Annotated in this window: 17 protein-coding genes and 2 pseudogenes; 10 read left to right on the forward strand and 9 right to left on the reverse strand. The window is 65.5% G+C overall.

Annotated elements, in window-relative coordinates:
* Positions 1 to 45: 45 nt before the first annotated feature.
* The 8 genes and pseudogenes from rseP to rpsB form a co-directional block, all read right to left on the reverse strand.
* A pseudogene (rseP, locus tag PSm6_RS03690) lies at positions 46 to 1,394 on the reverse strand (RIP metalloprotease RseP).
* Between the two features lie 14 nt (positions 1,395 to 1,408).
* Positions 1,409 to 2,599, reverse strand: coding sequence for a 1-deoxy-D-xylulose-5-phosphate reductoisomerase (gene ispC, locus PSm6_RS03695; RefSeq protein WP_031287669.1), 1,191 nt, complete (start codon positions 2,597 to 2,599; stop codon positions 1,409 to 1,411).
* Complete coding sequence (locus tag PSm6_RS03700; RefSeq protein ID WP_265169563.1) at positions 2,596 to 3,411, reverse strand: phosphatidate cytidylyltransferase; 816 nt, start codon at positions 3,409 to 3,411, stop codon at positions 2,596 to 2,598. Before PSm6_RS03700 ends, ispC begins: the two co-directional genes overlap by 4 nt.
* Positions 3,412 to 3,413: 2 nt before the next feature.
* Entirely contained in the window at positions 3,414 to 4,160 is a 747-nt protein-coding gene (gene uppS / locus PSm6_RS03705) for a polyprenyl diphosphate synthase (protein WP_031287671.1), read from the reverse strand.
* A gap of 12 nt (positions 4,161 to 4,172) precedes the next feature.
* Complete coding sequence (gene frr / locus PSm6_RS03710; protein ID WP_021219440.1) at positions 4,173 to 4,730, reverse strand: ribosome recycling factor; 558 nt, start codon at positions 4,728 to 4,730, stop codon at positions 4,173 to 4,175.
* Positions 4,727 to 5,470 carry a UMP kinase gene (gene pyrH, locus PSm6_RS03715; protein WP_021219441.1) on the reverse strand — a complete coding sequence of 248 codons (744 nt, stop codon included), beginning with the start codon at positions 5,468 to 5,470 and terminating at the stop codon, positions 4,727 to 4,729. The genes frr and pyrH overlap by 4 nt, the downstream gene beginning before the upstream one ends.
* Before the next feature lie 199 nt (positions 5,471 to 5,669).
* Complete coding sequence (tsf, locus tag PSm6_RS03720; protein WP_021219442.1) at positions 5,670 to 6,539, reverse strand: translation elongation factor Ts; 870 nt, start codon at positions 6,537 to 6,539, stop codon at positions 5,670 to 5,672.
* 127 nt (positions 6,540 to 6,666) lie between these two features.
* Entirely contained in the window at positions 6,667 to 7,410 is a 744-nt protein-coding gene (gene rpsB, locus PSm6_RS03725) for a 30S ribosomal protein S2 (RefSeq protein ID WP_021219443.1), read from the reverse strand.
* Between the two features lie 270 nt (positions 7,411 to 7,680).
* On the opposite strand from rpsB, the gene map reads away from it, so the two are divergent.
* The 9 genes from map (at position 7,681) to PSm6_RS03770 (ending at position 16,498) form a co-directional block, all read left to right on the forward strand.
* Positions 7,681 to 8,463 carry a type I methionyl aminopeptidase gene (map, locus tag PSm6_RS03730; protein WP_021219444.1) on the forward strand — a complete coding sequence of 261 codons (783 nt, stop codon included), beginning with the start codon at positions 7,681 to 7,683 and terminating at the stop codon, positions 8,461 to 8,463.
* A gap of 38 nt (positions 8,464 to 8,501) precedes the next feature.
* Entirely contained in the window at positions 8,502 to 11,204 is a 2,703-nt protein-coding gene (locus PSm6_RS03735) for a [protein-PII] uridylyltransferase (protein WP_021219445.1), read from the forward strand.
* A gap of 40 nt (positions 11,205 to 11,244) precedes the next feature.
* On the forward strand, positions 11,245 to 12,438 hold the full coding sequence (gene dapC / locus PSm6_RS03740; RefSeq protein ID WP_265169566.1) for a succinyldiaminopimelate transaminase: 1,194 nt from the start codon (positions 11,245 to 11,247) through the stop codon (positions 12,436 to 12,438).
* 161 nt (positions 12,439 to 12,599) lie between these two features.
* A complete protein-coding gene (locus PSm6_RS03745; RefSeq protein WP_265169568.1) occupies positions 12,600 to 12,986 on the forward strand; it encodes a hypothetical protein in 387 nt (128 codons plus the stop codon).
* 9 nt (positions 12,987 to 12,995) lie between these two features.
* Positions 12,996 to 13,217, forward strand: a complete 222-nt coding sequence (locus PSm6_RS03750) for a hypothetical protein (protein ID WP_265169569.1) — start codon at positions 12,996 to 12,998, stop codon at positions 13,215 to 13,217.
* Between the two features lie 117 nt (positions 13,218 to 13,334).
* The gene (locus PSm6_RS03755; RefSeq protein WP_021219449.1) at positions 13,335 to 13,682 is read left to right on the forward strand and encodes an ArsC family reductase; all 348 of its coding nucleotides are present in this window, start codon (positions 13,335 to 13,337) and stop codon (positions 13,680 to 13,682) included.
* 77 nt (positions 13,683 to 13,759) lie between these two features.
* Positions 13,760 to 14,794, forward strand: coding sequence for a 2,3,4,5-tetrahydropyridine-2,6-dicarboxylate N-succinyltransferase (gene dapD, locus PSm6_RS03760; RefSeq protein WP_265169571.1), 1,035 nt, complete (start codon positions 13,760 to 13,762; stop codon positions 14,792 to 14,794).
* Positions 14,795 to 14,894: 100 nt separating this feature from the next.
* Entirely contained in the window at positions 14,895 to 16,097 is a 1,203-nt protein-coding gene (locus PSm6_RS03765; protein WP_265169572.1) for an aminotransferase class V-fold PLP-dependent enzyme, read from the forward strand.
* Positions 16,094 to 16,498: a SufE family protein gene (locus PSm6_RS03770; RefSeq protein WP_265169573.1), complete on the forward strand. Its 405-nt coding sequence runs from the start codon at positions 16,094 to 16,096 to the stop codon at positions 16,496 to 16,498. The genes PSm6_RS03765 and PSm6_RS03770 overlap by 4 nt, the downstream gene beginning before the upstream one ends.
* Positions 16,499 to 16,631: 133 nt before the next feature.
* Here the strand turns inward: PSm6_RS03770 and tcdA are convergent.
* Positions 16,632 to 17,434, reverse strand: a pseudogene (gene tcdA / locus PSm6_RS03775) (tRNA cyclic N6-threonylcarbamoyladenosine(37) synthase TcdA).
* A 153-nt stretch (positions 17,435 to 17,587) separates the two neighbouring features.
* Between tcdA and PSm6_RS03780 the strand changes: the two are divergent.
* Complete coding sequence (locus PSm6_RS03780) at positions 17,588 to 18,736, forward strand: iron-containing alcohol dehydrogenase (RefSeq protein WP_265169574.1); 1,149 nt, start codon at positions 17,588 to 17,590, stop codon at positions 18,734 to 18,736.
* Positions 18,737 to 18,768 lie beyond the last annotated feature (32 nt).

The raw sequence follows: 18,768 nt of genomic DNA on the forward strand, positions 1-18,768 counted from the left end.
AGGAATCTGCCGCGAAGGGCGGCAGATCCGGAATTCAGTGACGCGTTACAGACGACCCAGGTCGTTCACCAGAGCCAATAGCATGACCCCGACGACTAGACTGATGCCGATCTGCACCCCCCACGCTTGCACCCGCTCTGACAGTGGTCGTCCACGCGCCCATTCAATCAGGTAGAACAGCAGGTGCCCCCGTCCAAGACGGGAATTGGCAACAGATTGAGAACCCCCAGGCTTATGCTCAGGTAGGCCAGGAAATTCAGGAAATCTCCCACGCCGGACTGGGCTGAAGCGCCCGCCACTTTAGCAATGGTTATCGGCCCGCTCAAGTTTTTTACCGAGAGCTCGCCGAGCAACATTTTCTTTAGGGAATCCAGAGTTAGCAGGCTCATGGACAAGGTGCGACCCGCTGCCTCACCTATGGCATCCAGCGGACCGAAGCTGACCTCGCGCAGCATCTCTTTCGGCCACTCGCCCGCCTTGACACCCGCACCGAGGAAGCCGCTGTGGGCTTCACCCTCGCCACGCGCACCCAGGGTGACCGGCATCTCGGCGACCTGGCCGTCACGCTCGTAGCGCACGGTGATGCGCTGCCCGGGACGACTGCGGACGAAATCGACCAGTTGCTGCCAGTCGTCGAGCACCTGCCCGTCGAGCGCGCGGATACGGTCACCAGGGCGCAGGCCAGCTGCCTGCGCCGGACCTTCCGGCACCTCGTCCAGCACCGGCGGCATGGCCGGGCGCCAGGGACGGATGCCGAGAGAGCCGATGGGATCGGGCTCGTCGGCGCCCTTCAGCCATTTATCCAGATGGAGCTGCACCGGCGTCTCGGCAGACGAGCCTTCGCCTCGCACCACCAGGTTCAATTCACCGCTTTCACCGAGACGACGCACCAGTTGCAGGTTCACCCCACCCCAGCCGCTGACCGCCTTGCCGTCGATGGAGAGGATTTCCTGCCCCGCCTGCAAGCCACCCTGGGCGGCGATGCTGTCGGGGGCGACCGAACCCACCACTGGGCGCACCTGCTGGGTACCCAGCATGGCCAGGATCCAGAAGAACAGCAGCGCGAGAAGGAAGTTGGCGATGGGGCCGGCGGCGACGATGGCGATGCGCTGGCCGACAGGCTTGCGATTGAACGACTGGTCGATCAGCGCGGCAGGTACCTCCGCCTCGCGCTCGTCGAGCATCTTCACGTAGCCGCCCAGGGGGATGGCGGCGATCACGAACTCGCTGCCCTGGCGGTCATGCCAGCGCACCAGCGGGGTACCGAAGCCGACGGAGAACCGCAGGACCTTGACGCCGCAGCGGCGAGCGACCCAGAAGTGGCCGAACTCGTGGAAGGTAACCAACACACCGAGCGCCACCAGGGTGCCCAGAACCATGTAAAGCGCGCTCATCGTAAACCTCCGGGCTAGCGCCCGTGACGGGCCAGCCAATCCTGCGCCGCAGCGCGTGCACGGGCGTCCGCGAGCAGCACGGCGTCCAGCGTTTCGACCGCCAGCACCGATTCGCGGTTCAGCACCTCGTCGATGATACTCGCGATCTCGGTGAAGCGAATCCGCCGCCCGAGGAAGGCATCCACGGCCACCTCATTGGCGGCATTGAGCATCGCCGGGGCGCTGCCGCCCTCCTCCGCCGCCTGTCGCGCCAGGCGCAGGCAGGGGAAACGGGTTTCATCGGGCTCCTGGAAATCCAGACGGCCAATACGGAACAGATCCAGGGGCGAGACACCGGAATCGATACGCTCCGGCCAGGCCAGGGCATGGGCGATGGGCGTACGCATGTCGGGGTTGCCCAGCTGGGCCAGCACCGAACCGTCGACGTAGTCGACCAGGGAATGAATGACGCTCTGCGGGTGGATCACCACCTCGATCTGCGCCGGGCTTGCATCGAACAGCCAGCAGGCTTCGATCAGCTCGAGTCCCTTGTTCATCATGCTCGCCGAGTCCACGGAGATCTTGCGCCCCATGGACCAGTTGGGATGGGCGCAGGCCTGCTCGGGCGTCACGTCGTGCAACGCGTCCAGCGATGTTTCGCGGAACGGGCCACCGGATGCGGTGAGAAGGATGCGCCGCACACCGACCTGGCCCAGCCCACGGGCGTAGTCGCCGGGCAGGCACTGGAAGATCGCGTTGTGTTCACTGTCGATGGGCAGCAATACGGCGCCACTGTGGCGCACCGCCTGCATGAACAGCGCACCGGACATCACCAGGGCTTCCTTGTTGGCCAGCAGCACACGCTTGCCGGCCTCGACCGCCGCCAGGGTCGGTTTTAGCCCGGCCCCACCGACGATGGCGGCCATGACCGCGTCGACCTCGGGATGGGAGGCGACCTCGCACAGCCCGCTCTCGCCCACCAACACCTCGGTGGTCAGGCCGGCACCCTGCAAGCCGGCCTGCAGATGGCGGGCGGACTCATGGTCGGGCACCACGGCATAGCGCGGGCGGTGCCGCAGGCACAGCGCCTGGAGCTCGGACAGGCGACTGAAACCACTCAGGGCAAAGGCTTCGTAGCGCAGCGGGTGCCGCGCAATGACGTCCAGGGTGCTGAGGCCGATGGAGCCGGTGGCCCCCAGCACGGTAATGCGCTGGGGACGACTCACAGACTGCCCCAGCCCGCGATCCACAGCAGCGCGGCGAACATCGGGATGGCCGCGGTGAGGCTGTCGATACGGTCGAGCACGCCGCCATGGCCAGGCAGCAGGTTGCTGCTGTCCTTGATGCCGGACTGGCGCTTGAACATGCTTTCGGTGAGGTCGCCCACCACCGAAATCAACACCACCAGCGCCGCACCGAGCAAGCCGGCGAGCAGCTCACCGCCCGCCCAGCCGCGGAAGATGCCCACGCCGAGGGTGATCAGCAGGCTGGTGCACAGGCCGCCGATCAGTCCTTCCCAGCTCTTGCCGGGGCTGACGGCCGGAGCCAGCTTGCGCTTGCCGAAGGCCTTGCCGGAAAAATAGGCGCCGATATCGGCAGCCCAGACCAGCACCATCACCGCAAGGATCAGCCAGTTGGCCAGCGGCCACTGCTTGAACAGCACCAGGCCTTGCCAGGCCGGCAGGAGAATCAGCAGGCCGATGACCAGCTTGCCCACAGAGCCACCCCAGTAGCGGCTGCTGGCGGGATAGCCGAGCACCAGCAAGGTCGCTGCCACCCACCAGAGGATGCCGGCAGCGAGAACCCAGGGCGCCAGGGCCGGCACCTGGTAAAGACCGAACAGCAGGGCCGCCACCAGTGCGGCATAACCAACACGGGCAGGCTGGGCGCCGAAACCGGCGAGACGCGCCCATTCCCAGGCACCCAGGCTGACCACCAGGCCGATGAACAGCGCGAAAGCACCGCCATCGAGCAGGAAGAAACCTCCCAGCGCGATGGGCAGCAGCACCAGCGCGGTGATGATTCGTTGTTTCAGCATCGTTAGCGGGCCTCGGCTTCTATCTGTTCGCTGGTCTTGCCGAACCGGCGCTGGCGCATGGCGAAATCGGCCAGGGCCTTGCGCATGGCTTCGTGCTTGAAGTCAGGCCAGAACAGATCGGAGAAATACAGCTCGGCATAGGCCAACTGCCAGAGCAGGAAATTACTGATGCGATGCTCGCCACCGGTGCGGATGCACAGGTCAGGAAGCGGCAGGTCGCCAGTGGCCAGGCAGTTCTGCAACAGCCCGGGAGTGATTTCGTCCACCTGCAGGTGCCCGGCCTGGACTTCACGGGCCAGGCGCTGAGCGGCCTGGGTAATGTCCCATTGGCCACCGTAGTTGGCGGCGATCTGCAGGGTGAAGCGATGCTCGCCGGCGGTCAGCAGCTCGGCTTCACGCATCGCAGCCTGCAACTCGGGGTGAAAGCGCGAACGATCACCGATGATGCGCAAGCGGATCTGGTTGTCGTTCAGGCGCCGCGCCTCCCGGCGCAAGGCCGAGAGGAACAGCTCCATCAGCGCGCCGACCTCTTCGGCCGGGCGCTGCCAGTTCTCACTGGAGAATGCGAACAGGGTGAGCACCTCGACACCGGCCTCGGCGCACACCTCGATAACCGCACGAACGGCGTCGACACCGGCCTTGTGACCGGCGACACCTGGCAGCAGGCGCTTCTTGGCCCAGCGATTGTTGCCATCCATGATGATCGCCACATGACGCGGGATCGCTGGAGAAACGCCTTTCTTTTCCATATGCGGGTGCCGTCAGACAGCCATCAGGTCGTTTTCTTTGCCTTCCAGGCCCTTATCGACCTCAGCGACGAACTTGTCGGTCAGCTTCTGCACGTCATCAGCGGCGCGACGCTCTTCGTCCTCGCTGATCGCCTTTTCCTTCACCAGGTCCTTCAGCTGGGCCAGTGCATCACGACGGATGTTACGCACCGCGACACGGGCGTTCTCGGCTTCGGCACGAGCCTGCTTGGTGTAGCCCTTGCGGGTTTCCTCGGTCAGGGCCGGCATCGGTACGCGGATGGTGGTACCCGCGGTAGCCGGGTTCAGGCCGAGGTCGGAGGTCATGATGGCCTTCTCGACCGCCTGGATCATGCTCTTGTCGAACACGGTCAGGGCCAGGGTGCGGGAATCCTCGGCGGTCACGTTGGCCACCTGGCGCAGCGGGGTATCAGTGCCGTAGTAAGACACCATCACGCTGTCCAGAATGCTCGGGTGCGCACGGCCGGTGCGGATCTTGGCGAAGGCATGACCCAGCGACTCCAGGGTCTTCGTCATGCGTTCCTGCGTGTCCTTCTTGATCTCGTTGATCATTGCTCGCCCTCCTCGATCAGGGTTCCTTCGGCGCCACCCACAACGATGTTCAACAGGGCGCCGGGTTTGTTCATGTTGAAGACCCGCAGCGGCATCTTCTGGTCACGACACAGGCAAATCGCCGTCAAGTCCATCACGCCCAGCTTGCGATCCAGCACCTCGTCATAGGTGAGGTGATCGAATTTCTCGGCGTTCGGATCCTTGAAGGGGTCGGCAGTGTACACGCCATCCACCTTGGTGGCTTTCAATACCACGTCAGCATCGATCTCGATGGCGCGCAGGCAGGCCGCCGAGTCGGTGGTGAAGAATGGGTTGCCGGTGCCGGCGGAGAAGATCACCACTTCGCCACTCTTGAGGTGGCGCATGGCCTTGCGGCGGTCGTAGTGATCGGTCACGCCGACCATGGAGATGGCCGACATCACCAGCGCGGGGATGTTGGAACGCTCAAGGGCGTCGCGCATGGCCAGGCCGTTCATCACGGTGGCCAGCATACCCATGTGGTCGCCGGTGACCCGGTCCATGCCAGCGGCACTGAGGGCGGCACCGCGGAACAGGTTGCCGCCGCCGATGACCAGGCCGACCTGGACGCCGATGCCCACCAACTGACCGATTTCCAGCGCCATGCGGTCCAGGACCTTCGGATCGATCCCGAACTCCTCGGCACCCATCAGGGCTTCGCCGCTGAGTTTGAGCAGAATGCGTTTATAGCGAGGTTGACGACCACTCACCTGCTGAGCCATTACGAGTTCTCCTGCGGCGTATTGAATTCATGGAGCACGGGGCTCCCGCGTTCTGGAGCGTAGCTTCGACTACGCACGCGGCACTTGGTGCCCGCCTGGCGGGCTTGGCCACGGAGCCACCCAAAAGGGCTCCCCAGTTTGACGAAGAGGCCGCGCGCGTGAGCGGGCAGCCTCTTCCAGGGCGACAGCCTAGGCTGTCTTACTGCTTGGTTGCAGCGACTTGAGCAGCAACTTCGGCAGCGAAGTCCACTTCGACCTTCTCGATGCCTTCGCCTACTTCGTAACGTACGAAGGAAACGATCTCGGCGCCGGCTTTCTTGGCCAGGTCACCGACCTTGACTTCCGGATCCTTGACGAACGGCTGCTCGACCAGACTGGCTTCGGCGAGGAACTTGGCGATACGGCCCTTGACCATGTTCTCGACGATGTTTTCCGGCTTGCCGGCGATCTTGTCGGCGTTCAGGGCCAGGAAGATTTCCTTTTCCTTGGCAACAGCTTCTTCGGAAACCTGGGAAGCGTTCAGGAACTGCGGGTTGCTGGCAGCCACGTGCATGGCGATATCGCGAGCCAGTTCGACGCTGCCGCCTTTCAGGCTGACCAGAACGCCGATGCGGTGGCCGTGCAGGTAGGCACCAACGACGTCACCCTCGACGCGGGTCAGGCGACGGATGTTGACGTTTTCGCCAGTCTTGGAAACCAGGGCCAGACGGGCGTCTTCGCGGGAGGCAACCAGCGGAGCGGCGTCGGTCAGCTTCTCTTCGAAAGCCTGGTCGATGGTGGCGGCGACGAAGTTCTTGAAGTCGTCCTGCAGAGCCAGGAAGTCGGTCTGGGAGTTGACTTCGATGATCACGGCGGCCTTGTTGTCGGCAGCAACCTTGACGGCGATGGCGCCTTCGGCAGCGATGTTGCCGGACTTCTTGGCGGCCTTGATGGCACCCGCGGCACGCATGTCGTCGATGGCTTTTTCGATGTCGCCTTCGGCCGCGGTCAGGGCCTTCTTGCAATCCATCATGCCCAGGCCGGTGCGCTCGCGCAGTTCTTTAACCAGGGCTGCAGTAATCTCTGCCATGTTCGCTATCCTCTTGAATAGGTTTTCAACCATTCAGCCCGGCATTCCGGGCAGACAAATATCTAAGGTGGCAAAAAGGGGGCCTAGCCCCCTTCTTGCGCACCGGGTAACGCTAAGCGCGCCGGCCTCAGCCTTCGGCAGCCTCGGAAGCAGCAGCTTCTTCGACGAACTCGTCAGCACCGCCATTGGCGTTCTGACGGCCACGCAGTACGGCGTCAGCCATGGCACCCAGGTACAGCTGAACGGCGCGGATGGCGTCGTCGTTACCAGGGATGATGTAGTCAACGCCTTCCGGGCTGCTGTTGGTATCGACTACGCCGATGACCGGGATGCCCAGCTTGTTGGCTTCGGTGATAGCGATGCGCTCGTGGTCAACGTCAACCACGAACAGAGCGTCCGGCAGGCCGCCCATGTCCTTGATACCACCCAGGCTGCGTTCCAGTTTTTCCAGATCGCGGGTGCGCATCAGCGCTTCTTTCTTGGTCAGTTTGGCGAAAGTGCCGTCCTGAGCCTGACCTTCCAGATCACGCAGACGCTTGATCGACTGACGGATGGTCTTGTAGTTGGTCAGCATGCCGCCGAGCCAGCGGTGATCGACGTACGGGGAGCCGCAACGAGCAGCTTCTTCGCGGACGATCTTGCCAGCGGAACGCTTGGTGCCGACGAACAGAACCTTGTTTTTGCCTGCAGCCAGTTTCTCAACGAAGGACAGGGCCTCGTTGAACATCGGCAGGGTTTTTTCAAGGTTGATGATGTGGATCTTGTTACGCGCGCCGAAAATGAACTTGCCCATTTTCGGGTTCCAGTAACGGGTCTGGTGGCCGAAGTGCACACCGGCCTTCAGCATATCGCGCATATTGACTTGGGACATGATAGTTCCTTGATTAAGTCGGGTTAGGCCTCCACGTACCCCAATCTCCAACCCTTGCGGGCACCCAGAAAATCGTGTCGATACGTGTGTGGGGTTTGTGCTTCAGGACAGGGTTGCCCATAAAGCGGCGCGTTTTATAGCACAGAAATCATCCCGAAGCTATAAGCTCAGAACCCGAAGCGAGAGGCGTCGGGCCTTCTTCCAGCTTCAAGCTTCGGGCTTCCAGCTGTTAAGATTGCACCCTTTATATAGAAACGCTCGAGAACCGCCATGACCGTGACCATAAAGACGCCCGCAGAAATCGAAAAGATGCGCGTGGCAGGCCGCCTGGCCGCCGAAGTCCTGGAGATGATCGGCGAGCACGTCAAACCCGGCGTGACCACCGAAGAACTCGACCGCATCTGCCACGACTACATCGTCAACGTGCAGAAAGCGATTCCCGCCCCGCTCAACTACAAGGGCTTCCCCAAGTCCATCTGCACCTCGATCAACCATGTGGTGTGCCACGGCATTCCCAACGAGAAGGCGCTGAAGGACGGCGACACCCTGAACATCGACGTAACCGTCATCAAGGACGGCTACCACGGCGACACCAGCCGCATGTTCCACGTCGGCAAGGTGCCGGTCTGGGCCGAGCGCCTGTCCCAGGTCACCCAGGAGTGCATGTACAAGGCCATCGAGCTGGTCAAGCCGGGCTGCCGCCTGGGCGACATCGGCGAGGTGATCCAGAAGCACGCCGAGAAGAACGGTTTCTCGGTGGTCCGCGAGTTCTGCGGCCACGGCATCGGCGCGGTGTTCCACGAAGAGCCGCAGATCCTCCACTACGGCCGTGCCGGCACTGGCATGGAGCTCAAGGCGGGGATGACCTTCACCATCGAGCCGATGATCAACCAGGGCCGTGCCGAGACCAAGGTACTGGGCGACGGCTGGACCGCCATCACCAAGGACCGCAAGCTCTCCGCGCAGTGGGAACACACCCTGGTGGTGACCGAGACCGGCTACGAGATCTTCACCCTGCGCAGCGACGACACCATTCCCCGGGTTTCTGCCTGAGTCCTGACCCCGCCCCACAGCTATAAGGAAGGCGACCGATGCCGCAGGTGGATCCCGAACTGTTCGACCGCGGCCAGTTCCAGGCCGAGCTGGCGCTGAAATCCAGCCCCATCGCCGCCTTCAAGAAGGCCATCCGCCAGGCGAAGGAGGTGCTCGACACCCGCTTCGCCAATGGCCGCGACATCCGCCGCCTGGTGGAAGACCGCGCCTGGTTCGTCGACCAGCTCCTGCGCGCCGCCTGGGAGCGCTTCGACTGGAGCGAAGACGCCGACATCGCCCTGCTGGCGGTCGGCGGCTACGGCCGGGGCGAGCTGCACCCCTACTCCGACATCGACCTGCTGATCCTCCTGGACAGCGCCGACCACGAGACCTTCCGCGAATCCATCGAAGGCTTCCTCACCCTGCTCTGGGACATCGGCCTGGAAGTCGGGCAGAGCGTGCGCTCGGTGGACGAATGCGCCGATGAGGCCCGCGCCGACCTGACGGTGGTCACCAACCTGATGGAAAGCCGCACCATCGCCGGCCCGGAAAGCCTGCGCAGGCGCATGCAGGACGTCACCAGCCCCGAGCGCATGTGGCCGAGCAAGGACTTCTTCCTCGCCAAGCGCCAGGAGCAGAAGGCCCGCCACGCCAAGTACAACGACACCGAATACAACCTCGAGCCCAACGTGAAGGGCTCGCCCGGGGGCCTGCGCGACATCCAGACCATCCTCTGGGTCGCCCGCCGCCAGTTCGGCAGCCTCAACCTGCACGCCCTGGTCAAGGAAGGCTTCCTCGTGGAAAGCGAATGCAGCATGCTCGCCTCCAGCCAGGAGTTTCTCTGGAAGGTGCGCTACGCCCTGCACATGCTCGCCGGGCGCGCCGAGGACCGCCTGCTGTTCGACCACCAGCGCAAGCTGGCCGGGCTGCTGGGCTTCCAGGGCGACGATGCCAAGCAGGCCATCGAACACTTCATGCAGAAGTACTACCGCGTGGTGATGGGCGTCGCCGAGCTGAGCGACCTGATCAACCAGCACTTCGAGGAAGTCATCCTGCGCAGCGCCGAGTCGTCGCCCGCGCAGCCGCTCAACAGCCGCTTCCAGCTGCGTGACCGCTACATCGAAGTCACCCACCCCAACGTCTTCAAGCGCACCCCCTTCGCCCTGCTGGAAATCTTCGTGCTGATGGCCCAGCACCCCGAGATCAAGGGCGTGCGTGCCGACACCATCCGCCTGCTGCGCGACAGCCGCCACCTGATCGACGACGACTTCCGCAGCGACATCCGCAACACCAGCCTGTTCATCGAGCTGTTCAAGTCGTCCCAGGGCATCCACCGCAACCTGCGGCGGATGAACCGCTACGGCATCCTCGGCCGCTACCTGCCCGAGTTCGGCCACATCATCGGGCAGATGCAGCACGACCTGTTCCACATCTATACGGTCGACGCCCACACGCTCAACCTGATCAAGCACCTGCGCAAGCTCAAGTGGCCCGAACTGGCGGAGAAGTTCCCGCTCGCCAGCAAGGTCATCGACAAGCTGCCCAAGCCCGAGCTGATCTATATCGCCGGTCTCTACCACGACATCGGCAAGGGCCGTGGCGGCGACCATTCCGAGCTCGGCGCCGTCGACGCCGAAGCCTTCTGCGCCCGGCACCAGTTGCCGGCCTGGGACTCGCGCCTGGTCACCTGGCTGGTGCAGAACCACCTGGTCATGTCCACCACCGCGCAGCGCAAGGACCTCTCCGACCCGCAGGTGATCTTCGACTTCGCCCAGCTGGTCGGCGACCAGACCCACCTCGACTACCTCTACGTACTCACCGTGGCCGACATCAACGCCACCAACCCGAGCCTTTGGAACTCCTGGCGCGCCAGCCTGCTGCGCCAGCTCTACACCGAAACCAAGCGCGCCCTGCGCCGCGGCCTGGAAAACCCGCTGGACCGCGAAGAGCAGATCCGCCAGACCCAGACCGCCGCCATCGACATCCTCGTGCGCAACGGCATCGACCAGGACGACGCCGAGCAACTCTGGTCCCAGCTCGGCGACGACTACTTCCTGCGCCACACCGCCAACGACGTGGCCTGGCACACCGAAGCCATCCTCCAGCACCCGGCCGGCAACGACCCGCTGGTGCTGATCAAGGAAACCGCCCAGCGCGAGTTCGAGGGCGCCACCCAGATCTTCATCTACGCCCCGGACCAGCACGACTTCTTCGCCGTGACCGTGGCCGCGATGAGCCAGCTCAACCTCAACATCCACGACGCGCGGATCATCACCTCCACCAGCCAGTTCACCCTCGACACCTACATCGTGCTCGACACCGCTGGTGGCTCCATCGGCGACAACCCGGCGCGGGTGAAGGAAATCCGCGAGGGCCTGATCGAGGCGCTGAAGAACCCCGACGAGTACCCGGCGATCATCCAGCGCCGCGTACCGCGCCAGCTCAAGCACTTCGCCTTCCCGCCCCAGGTGACCATCTCCAACGACGCCCAGCGCCCGGTGACCGTGCTCGAACTGATCGCCCCCGACCGCCCCGGCCTGCTGGCGCGCATCGGGCGCATCTTCCTCGACTTCGACCTGTCGCTGCAGAACGCCAAGATCGCCACCCTCGGCGAGCGGGTGGAAGACGTATTCTTCGTCACCGACGCCGACAACCAGCCGCTGGCCGACCCAGAGCTGTGCCGGCGCCTGCAGGCCGCCATCGTCTCGCAGCTGTCCGAAGCCAACGCCCAGGGCGTGGACCCGAATCGCATCAGTATCTGAGCGCGCCCGTGCAGCCGCTCGCAGTAGCCAGGAACCACGAATGAACGACGCGCTGAACCACCTGCAGCCCTACCCCTTCGAAAAGCTCCGCGCCCTGCTCGGCGGCGTGCAGCCCGCCGACAAGAAGGCCATCGCCCTGTCCATCGGCGAGCCCAAGCACCGCTCGCCGGACTTCGTCGCCAAGGCCCTGGCCGACAGCCTGGACCAGATGGCCGTGTACCCCACCACCCTCGGCATCCCGGCCCTGCGTGAAGCCATTGCCGCCTGGTGCGAGCGCCGCTTCAAGGTACCGGCCGGCTGGCTCGACGCCGCCCGCCACGTGCTGCCGGTCAACGGCACCCGCGAGGCGCTGTTCGCCTTCACCCAGACCGTGGTCAACCGCGCCGACAACGGCCTGGTGGTCAGCCCGAACCCCTTCTACCAAATCTATGAAGGCGCAGCCCTGCTCGCCGGCGCCGAGCCGCACTACCTGCCCTGCCTGGCGGAGAACGGCTTCAACCCCGACTTCGACGCCGTACCGGCCGAGGTCTGGCAGCGCTGCCAGATCCTCTTCCTCTGCTCCCCGGGCAACCCCACCGGCGCCCTGGTGCCGGTCGAACAACTGAAGAAGCTGATCGCCCTGGCCGACGAACACGACTTCGTCATCGCCGCCGACGAGTGCTACAGCGAGCTGTACTTCGACGAAGCCAACCCGCCCGCCGGCCTGCTCAGCGCCTGCGCCGAACTGGGCCGCAGCGACTTCGCCCGCTGCGTGGTGTTCCACAGCCTGTCCAAGCGCTCCAACCTGCCGGGCCTGCGTTCCGGCTTCGTCGCCGGTGACGCCGCCATCCTCAAGGCCTTCCTGCTGTATCGCACCTACCACGGCTGCGCCATGCCCGTGCAGACACAGCTGGCCAGCATCGCCGCCTGGAACGACGAAGCCCACGTGCGCGCCAACCGCGACCTGTACCGCGAGAAGTACGACGCCGTGCTCGACATCCTCGGTGGCGTACTCGACGTGCAACGCCCGGACGGTGGCTTCTACCTCTGGGCGAAAACCCCGGTGGACGACCAGACCTTCACCCGCGAGCTCTTCGTCCGCGAGCACGTCACCGTGGTGCCCGGCTCCTACCTCTCCCGCGAGGTGGACGGCTTCAACCCCGGCGCCGGCCGCGTGCGCATGGCCCTGGTGGCACCGCTCGCCGAGTGCATCGAAGCCGCCGAGCGCATCCGCGACTTCGTCCGCAGCCTCTGATCCGACTGCCCGGTCAGCGAACGGGCAGGTGTCACAAAGCCGAACATCCAGGCTTGCCCCTTGGTGCAGGGGCCCTGAAAATCCGGCCTCTCATCCAGGGAAGGATGAGCTCGCAGACCCCGGTTGAACCGGGGCTGGCCATCCATGGAGCAGGAGTCAGGATGAAAGTCTTCGAAGTGACCATCACCATCGGCGGCGCGGTCGGCCATGTCATCGTCGGCGGCGGCGTGTTCAACGCCGAAGTACGCGACACCAGCAACGGCCGCACCTCTCTCTACACCGTCTACATGGCCGGCATCGGCGTAGGTCTTCCAGCGTTCCGCGCCACATCCCGCACCTTCCGCTTCAGCGACGATGCCGCCAAGTCCTCCAATAGCTTCGAAGGCTACGGCTACATGGGCGGGGTATCGGCCGAAGTGGGCGCCGGCATCAAGATCGGCGGTGGCATCAAGATCCCCAATGGCCCGATGATCCCCACCAGCGTCTCGACCGACTACGGCGGCGTCGATATCAGCGTGTCCCACAACGTCACGCGCTGGGCACTCTAGGAGTTTCGAATGGACAGCACGCTCCGCCTGGCAATCGGCATCCTCCTGCTCGCCGTCGCGCTCTATCTGCTACTCGCCCCGGGCAAGGTGTCCACTGCCCTCGCGCGCTTCTATGGCCGCTACCCCCTGGTGCGCCTGGCCCCCGAGCGCCAGTTCCAATCGGCGCCGACACTCGTGCGCGCCCTCGGCGCGGCCGTCGCTGTGCTCGGCCTCGCTGTGTTCTTCCTCTGACGGCACCGTGCGCCGCGCAGGCGCCCCACCGGGCAATCCCGCGTGGCATAATCGCCGACCGACGTCGCGCGCCCACGGCTGCGCGCCCCCTTGGTTCACGTGATTCCGAGCTGCCCCATGACCATCACCCTCTACGGCATCAAGGCCTGCGACACCATGAAGAAGGCCCGCACCTGGCTCGACGAGCAGGGTGTGAGCTATGCCTTCCACGACTACAAGGCTTCCGCCATCGACCGCGCCAATCTGCAGAAATGGTGTGCCGAACACGGCTGGGAAACCGTCCTCAACCGTGCCGGTACCACCTTCCGCAAACTCGACGACGCGCAGAAGGCCGATCTCGACCAGGCCAAGGCCATCGAACTGATGCTGGCCCAGCCGTCGATGATCAAGCGACCGGTACTCGACCTGGGCACCCGCACCCTGGTCGGCTTCAAGCCCGAGCTCTACGCCGCCGCCTTCAAGTGACCGCACACCGTCTCGGCACCGCCCGGCAAGCCATCGACCGGACCGCCTGATCCACCTATTCAGAACGAGGAATTCCCATGTCCACCCAACTCTTCAGCGTCGCTTTCGGCGTCGGCACCCAGAACCGCCAGGGCAACTGGCTGGAAGTCTTCTACGCCCAGCCCCTGCTCAAGCCCAGCACCCAGCTGGTCGAGGCCATCACCCCGATCCTTGGCTACAGCGCCGGCAACCAGGCCATCGCCTTCAGCAATGCCCAGGCCGCCGACCTGGCCTCCGCGCTCAAGGAAATCGACCCGGCCCAGTCCGCCCTGCTGACCCGCCTGGCCGAAAGCCAGAAGCCGCTGGTCGCCACCCTGCTGGCCGAAGACGCCGCCCTGACCTCCACCCCGGAGGCCTACCTCAAGCTGCACCTGCTGTCCCACCGCCTGGCCAAGCCCCACGGCCTGAACCTGACCGGCATCTTCCCGCTGCTGCCCAACGTCGCCTGGACCAGCCACGGCGCCGTCGACCTGACCGAACTGGCCGAGCGTCAGCTGGAAGCACGCCTGAAGGGCGAGCTGCTGGAAGTCTTCTCCGTGGACAAGTTCCCCAAGATGACCGACTACGTGGTCCCCGCCGGCGTGCGCATCGCCGACAGCGCCCGCGTGCGCCTGGGCGCCTATGTGGGTGAAGGCACCACCGTGATGCACGAAGGCTTCATCAACTTCAACGCCGGCACCGAAGGCCCGGGCATGATCGAAGGCCGCGTCTCCGCTGGCGTCTTCGTCGGCAAGGGCTCCGACCTGGGCGGCGGCTGCTCCACCATGGGCACCCTCTCCGGTGGCGGCAACATCGTCATCGCCGTGGGCGAAGGCTGCCTGATCGGCGCCAACGCCGGCATCGGCATCCCCCTGGGCGACCGCAACATCGTCGAAGCCGGCCTGTACATCACCGCCGGCACCAAGGTCGCCCTGCTGGACGACCAGAACGCCCTGGTGAAAGTGGTCAAGGCCCGCGACCTGGCCGGCCAGCCCGACCTGCTGTTCCGCCGCAACTCGCAGAACGGCGCCGTCGAGTGCAAGACCAACAAGACCGCCATCGAGCTGAACGAAGCGCTGCACGCGCATAACTAAAGGCAGCTTGAAGCTGAAAGCCTGAAGCCGGAAGTGACCTCGAGAACTTCCGGCTTCCAGCTTCTGGCTTCCAGCACCTGCCGGTCCCAGGCTCATCGCTATGCTTCCGTCCCCTTGGCGCTCCGACTTCCCCGCCCTTTCGGCCCTCGACGCCGAGGGGCAGACCTACCTGGACAGCGCCGCCACCTCGCAGAAGCCCCAGGCGGTGCTCGATGCCCTGCTCGGCTACTACGCCAGCGGCGCAGCCAATGTGCATCGCGCCCAGCACCTGCCGGGCGAGCGGGCGACCCGGGCTTTCGAAGGCAGCCGGACGCGTGTCGCCCACTGGCTGAATGCCGCCCACCCGGCGCAGATTGTCTTCACCCGGGGCGCCACCGAAGCCTTCAACCTGCTGGCCTATGGGCTGGAGCGGCAGCTCGCGCCCGGTGATCGCATCGTCATCAGCGCCCTGGAACACCACGCCAACCTGTTGCCCTGGCAGCAGCTGGCACGCCGTCGCCAGCTCGAACTGTTGGTGCTGCCGCTGGATGCACGGGGCGATATCGACCTTGACCAGGCCCGCCAACTGATCGATTCGCGTACACGCCTGCTCGCCGTCAGCCAGCTGTCCAATGTGCTCGGCCGCTGGCAGCCCCTCGCCGAGCTGCTGGCCATGGCCCGCCAGCAGGGCGCGCTGACCGTGGTGGATGGCGCCCAGGGCGTGGTCCACGGCCGTCATGACGTACAGGCCTTGGGTTGCGACTTCTATGTGTTCTCCGGGCACAAGCTCTACGGCCCGGAAGGCGTCGGCGTGCTCTATGGCCGTGCCGATGCCCTGGCCCGTCTGGAGCATTGGCAGTTCGGCGGCGAGATGGTGCACCGCGCCGACTACCAGGACGCCGACTTCCACAGCGCGCCCCTGGGCTTCGAGGCCGGCACCCCGGCCATCGCCCCGGTGATCGGGCTCGGCGCCGCGCTGGACTACCTCGGCAGCCTCGATGCGGCCGCCGTCACCGCCCACGAGACCGTGCTCCACGCCAAGCTGCTGGCCGGCCTCGCCGCCCGCGACGGTGTGCGCCTGGTGGGCGAGCCCCGGGTGGCACTGGCCTGCTTCGGCGTCGAAGGCGTGCACAACGCCGACCTCGCCCACCTGCTCACCGAACAGGGTATCGCCGTGCGTGCCGGGCACCACTGCGCCATGCCGCTGTACAAGGGGCTCGGCCTCAGTGGCGCGATCCGTGTCTCCCTCGGCCTCTACAACGACAGCGCCGACCTGGAGCGCTTCTTCGTTGCCCTGGACAAGGCCCTGGAGCTGCTGCGATGAACCTGCCACCCGCCGCCTCCGAGGCCCTCGCAGCCTTCACCGGCGCCGGCAGTTGGGAACAGCGTGCACGCCTGCTGATGCAATGGGGCGAGCGCCTGGAACCCCTGGCAGACGAAGAACGCAGCGACGCCAACCGTGTGCATGGCTGCGAAAGCCAGGTCTGGCTGGTCAGTGAAATGAAGGATGGCCAGCGTCACTTCCGCGCCGCCAGCGACGCCCGACTGATCCGCGGCCTGCTGGCCGTGCTCCTGGTACGTGTTCAGGGCCTTGCACTCGAGGAGCTGGCCGCCCTCGACCTCGCCGACTGGTTCACCCAGCTCGGCCTCACCCGCCAGCTCTCCCCTTCCCGCAGCAACGGCCTCAACGCCGTGCTCGAACAGATTCGCAAGACCGCTATGTAGGTCGGGTGCAACCCGACGCAAAGCCGCTACAGCCGGCGGGTTTCACCCGCCCTACGGCCAAGGGCTCATGCGAGTCATCAGCATCGTTGGGTGGGAGCGAATTCATTCGCGATGAGATTCCCGGGATAAGCCTCTAGCCCGCAGCCCGCTCCGACGGCCGCCGCGCACCGGCCACCAGCTTGTCCACGGTCTTGGCCGCAGCGGCCATGCCGAAGCTGGCGGTAACCATCATCACCGCGCCGAAGCCGCCGGCGCAGTCCAGCTTCACGCCCTCACCGACGAAGCTCTTCTGCTGGCACACCGAGCCATCGGGCTTGGGGTAGCGCAGCTGCTCGGTGGAGAACACGCAAGGCACGCTGTAGGTGCGCCCCGCCGTGCGGGAGAAGTTGTAGTCGCGGCGCAGCATGGAGCGCACCTTGGCCGCCAGCGGGTCGTTGAAGGTCTTGTTCAGGTCGGTGACCTGGATCTGCGTTGGGTCCACCTGGCCGCCGGCGCCGCCGGTGGTGACGATCTGGATCTTGCGGCGCTTGCACCAGGCGATCAGCGCCGCCTTGGCCGCCACGCTGTCGATGCAGTCGATCACCGCATCCAGCTCGGGGTGATGTACTCGGCCATGGTCTCGCGGGTGACGAAGTCGGCCACCGCATGCACCACGCAGGCCGGGTTGATGGCGCGAATGCGCTCGGCCATCACCTCCACCTTGGCCCGCCCCACGGCACCGGCGATGGCGTGCACCTGGCGATTGGTGTTGGTGATGCAGACATCGTCCAGGTCGAACAGGGAAATCTCACCAACGCCGGATCGCGCCAGCGCCTCGGCCGCCCAGGAGCCGACGCCACCGATGCCCACCACCGCCACGTGCGCCGCCTGCAGGCGCGCGGCACCCTCCAGGCCATAAAGGCGGGCGATGCCACCGAAACGTTCGTCTGTACTCATGCCTAGCTCCCAACTCGCCAGCCACCTGGCCGGGCGCGCATTATAGGAAGCGTCGACCGCCATCCCAAGCCCGACACCGCTGAATGGTGGGCCATAGATCGGCCCGCTGCCCGCCAGCGCTATAGTCGGCCGATAACAACAAGGGAGCCCAGCATGCGCAATTTCACCTTCTATAACCCCACCCGCATTCATTTCGGCGAAGGCCAGATCGACAAGCTGGCCCGTGAGATTCCCGCCGGCAGCCGGGTGCTGGTCACCCACGGCGGCGGCAGCATCTTCCAGAACGGCGTCTGGCAGCAGGTGGAACAGGCCCTGGCCGGTTATGCGCTGACCCGCTTCGCCGGCATCGAGGCCAACCCGCAATTCGACACCCTGGTAAAAGCCACGGAACTGGCGCGCCGCGAAGGCTGCGACTTCATCCTCGCCGTTGGCGGCGGCTCGGTGATCGACGGCAGCAAGTTCATCGCCGCGGCCCTGTGCCATGACGGCGACCCGCTGGACCTGCTCACCGGCACCCGGGCCAAGGCGGCCGTGCCCATGGGCTGCGTGCTGACCCTTGCCGCCACCGGCTCGGAGAGCAACCCCCACGGCGTGGTCACCCATGTGACGCGCCAGGAGAAGCTGCCCTTCTCCAGCCCCTTGCTGTACCCGCGCTTCGCCATCCTCGACCCGCGCACCACCTTCAGCCTGCCGGCGCGGCAGATCGGCAATGGCGTGGTCGACGCCTTCGTCCACACCCTGGAGCAGTACCTCACCTACCCCGCCGTTGCGCCGCTGCAGGACCGCCAGGCCGAAGGCCTGCTGCTCACCCTTATAGAGGAAGGCCCCAAGGCCCTGGCCAACCCCGAGGACTATGCCGTGCGCGCCAACCTCATGTGGTGCGCCACCCAGGCCCTCAACGGCCTGCTCGGCTGCGGCGTGCCGCAGGACTGGGCGACCCACATGATCGGCCACGAGCTCACCGCCCTCTATCACCTCGACCATGCCCAGACCCTGGCCGTGGTGCTGCCGGCGCTGCTGGCCGAGCGCCGCGAACCCAAGCGCGCCAAGCTGGCCCAGTACGCCGAGCGGGTCTGGGGCCTGACAGGGGACGAAGACACCCGGATCGACGGCGCCATCGCCGCCACCCGCGACTTCTTCGAAGCCATGGGCGTGCCCACCCGCCTCGCCGACCACGGCCTGGACGCGGAAGCCATCCCCCAGGTGCTGGCCCAGCTGGAGCGCCACGGCATGACGGCCCTCAGCGAGCGTCGCGACCTCGACCTGGAAGCCAGCGAGCGCATCCTTCTGCGTGCCCTGTAATCCCCTTCGTACCGGGCCTGACACAACGCCAG

This window comes from Pseudomonas solani, from assembly GCF_026072635.1.
Taxonomy (GTDB): Bacteria; Pseudomonadota; Gammaproteobacteria; order Pseudomonadales; family Pseudomonadaceae; genus Metapseudomonas; species Metapseudomonas solani.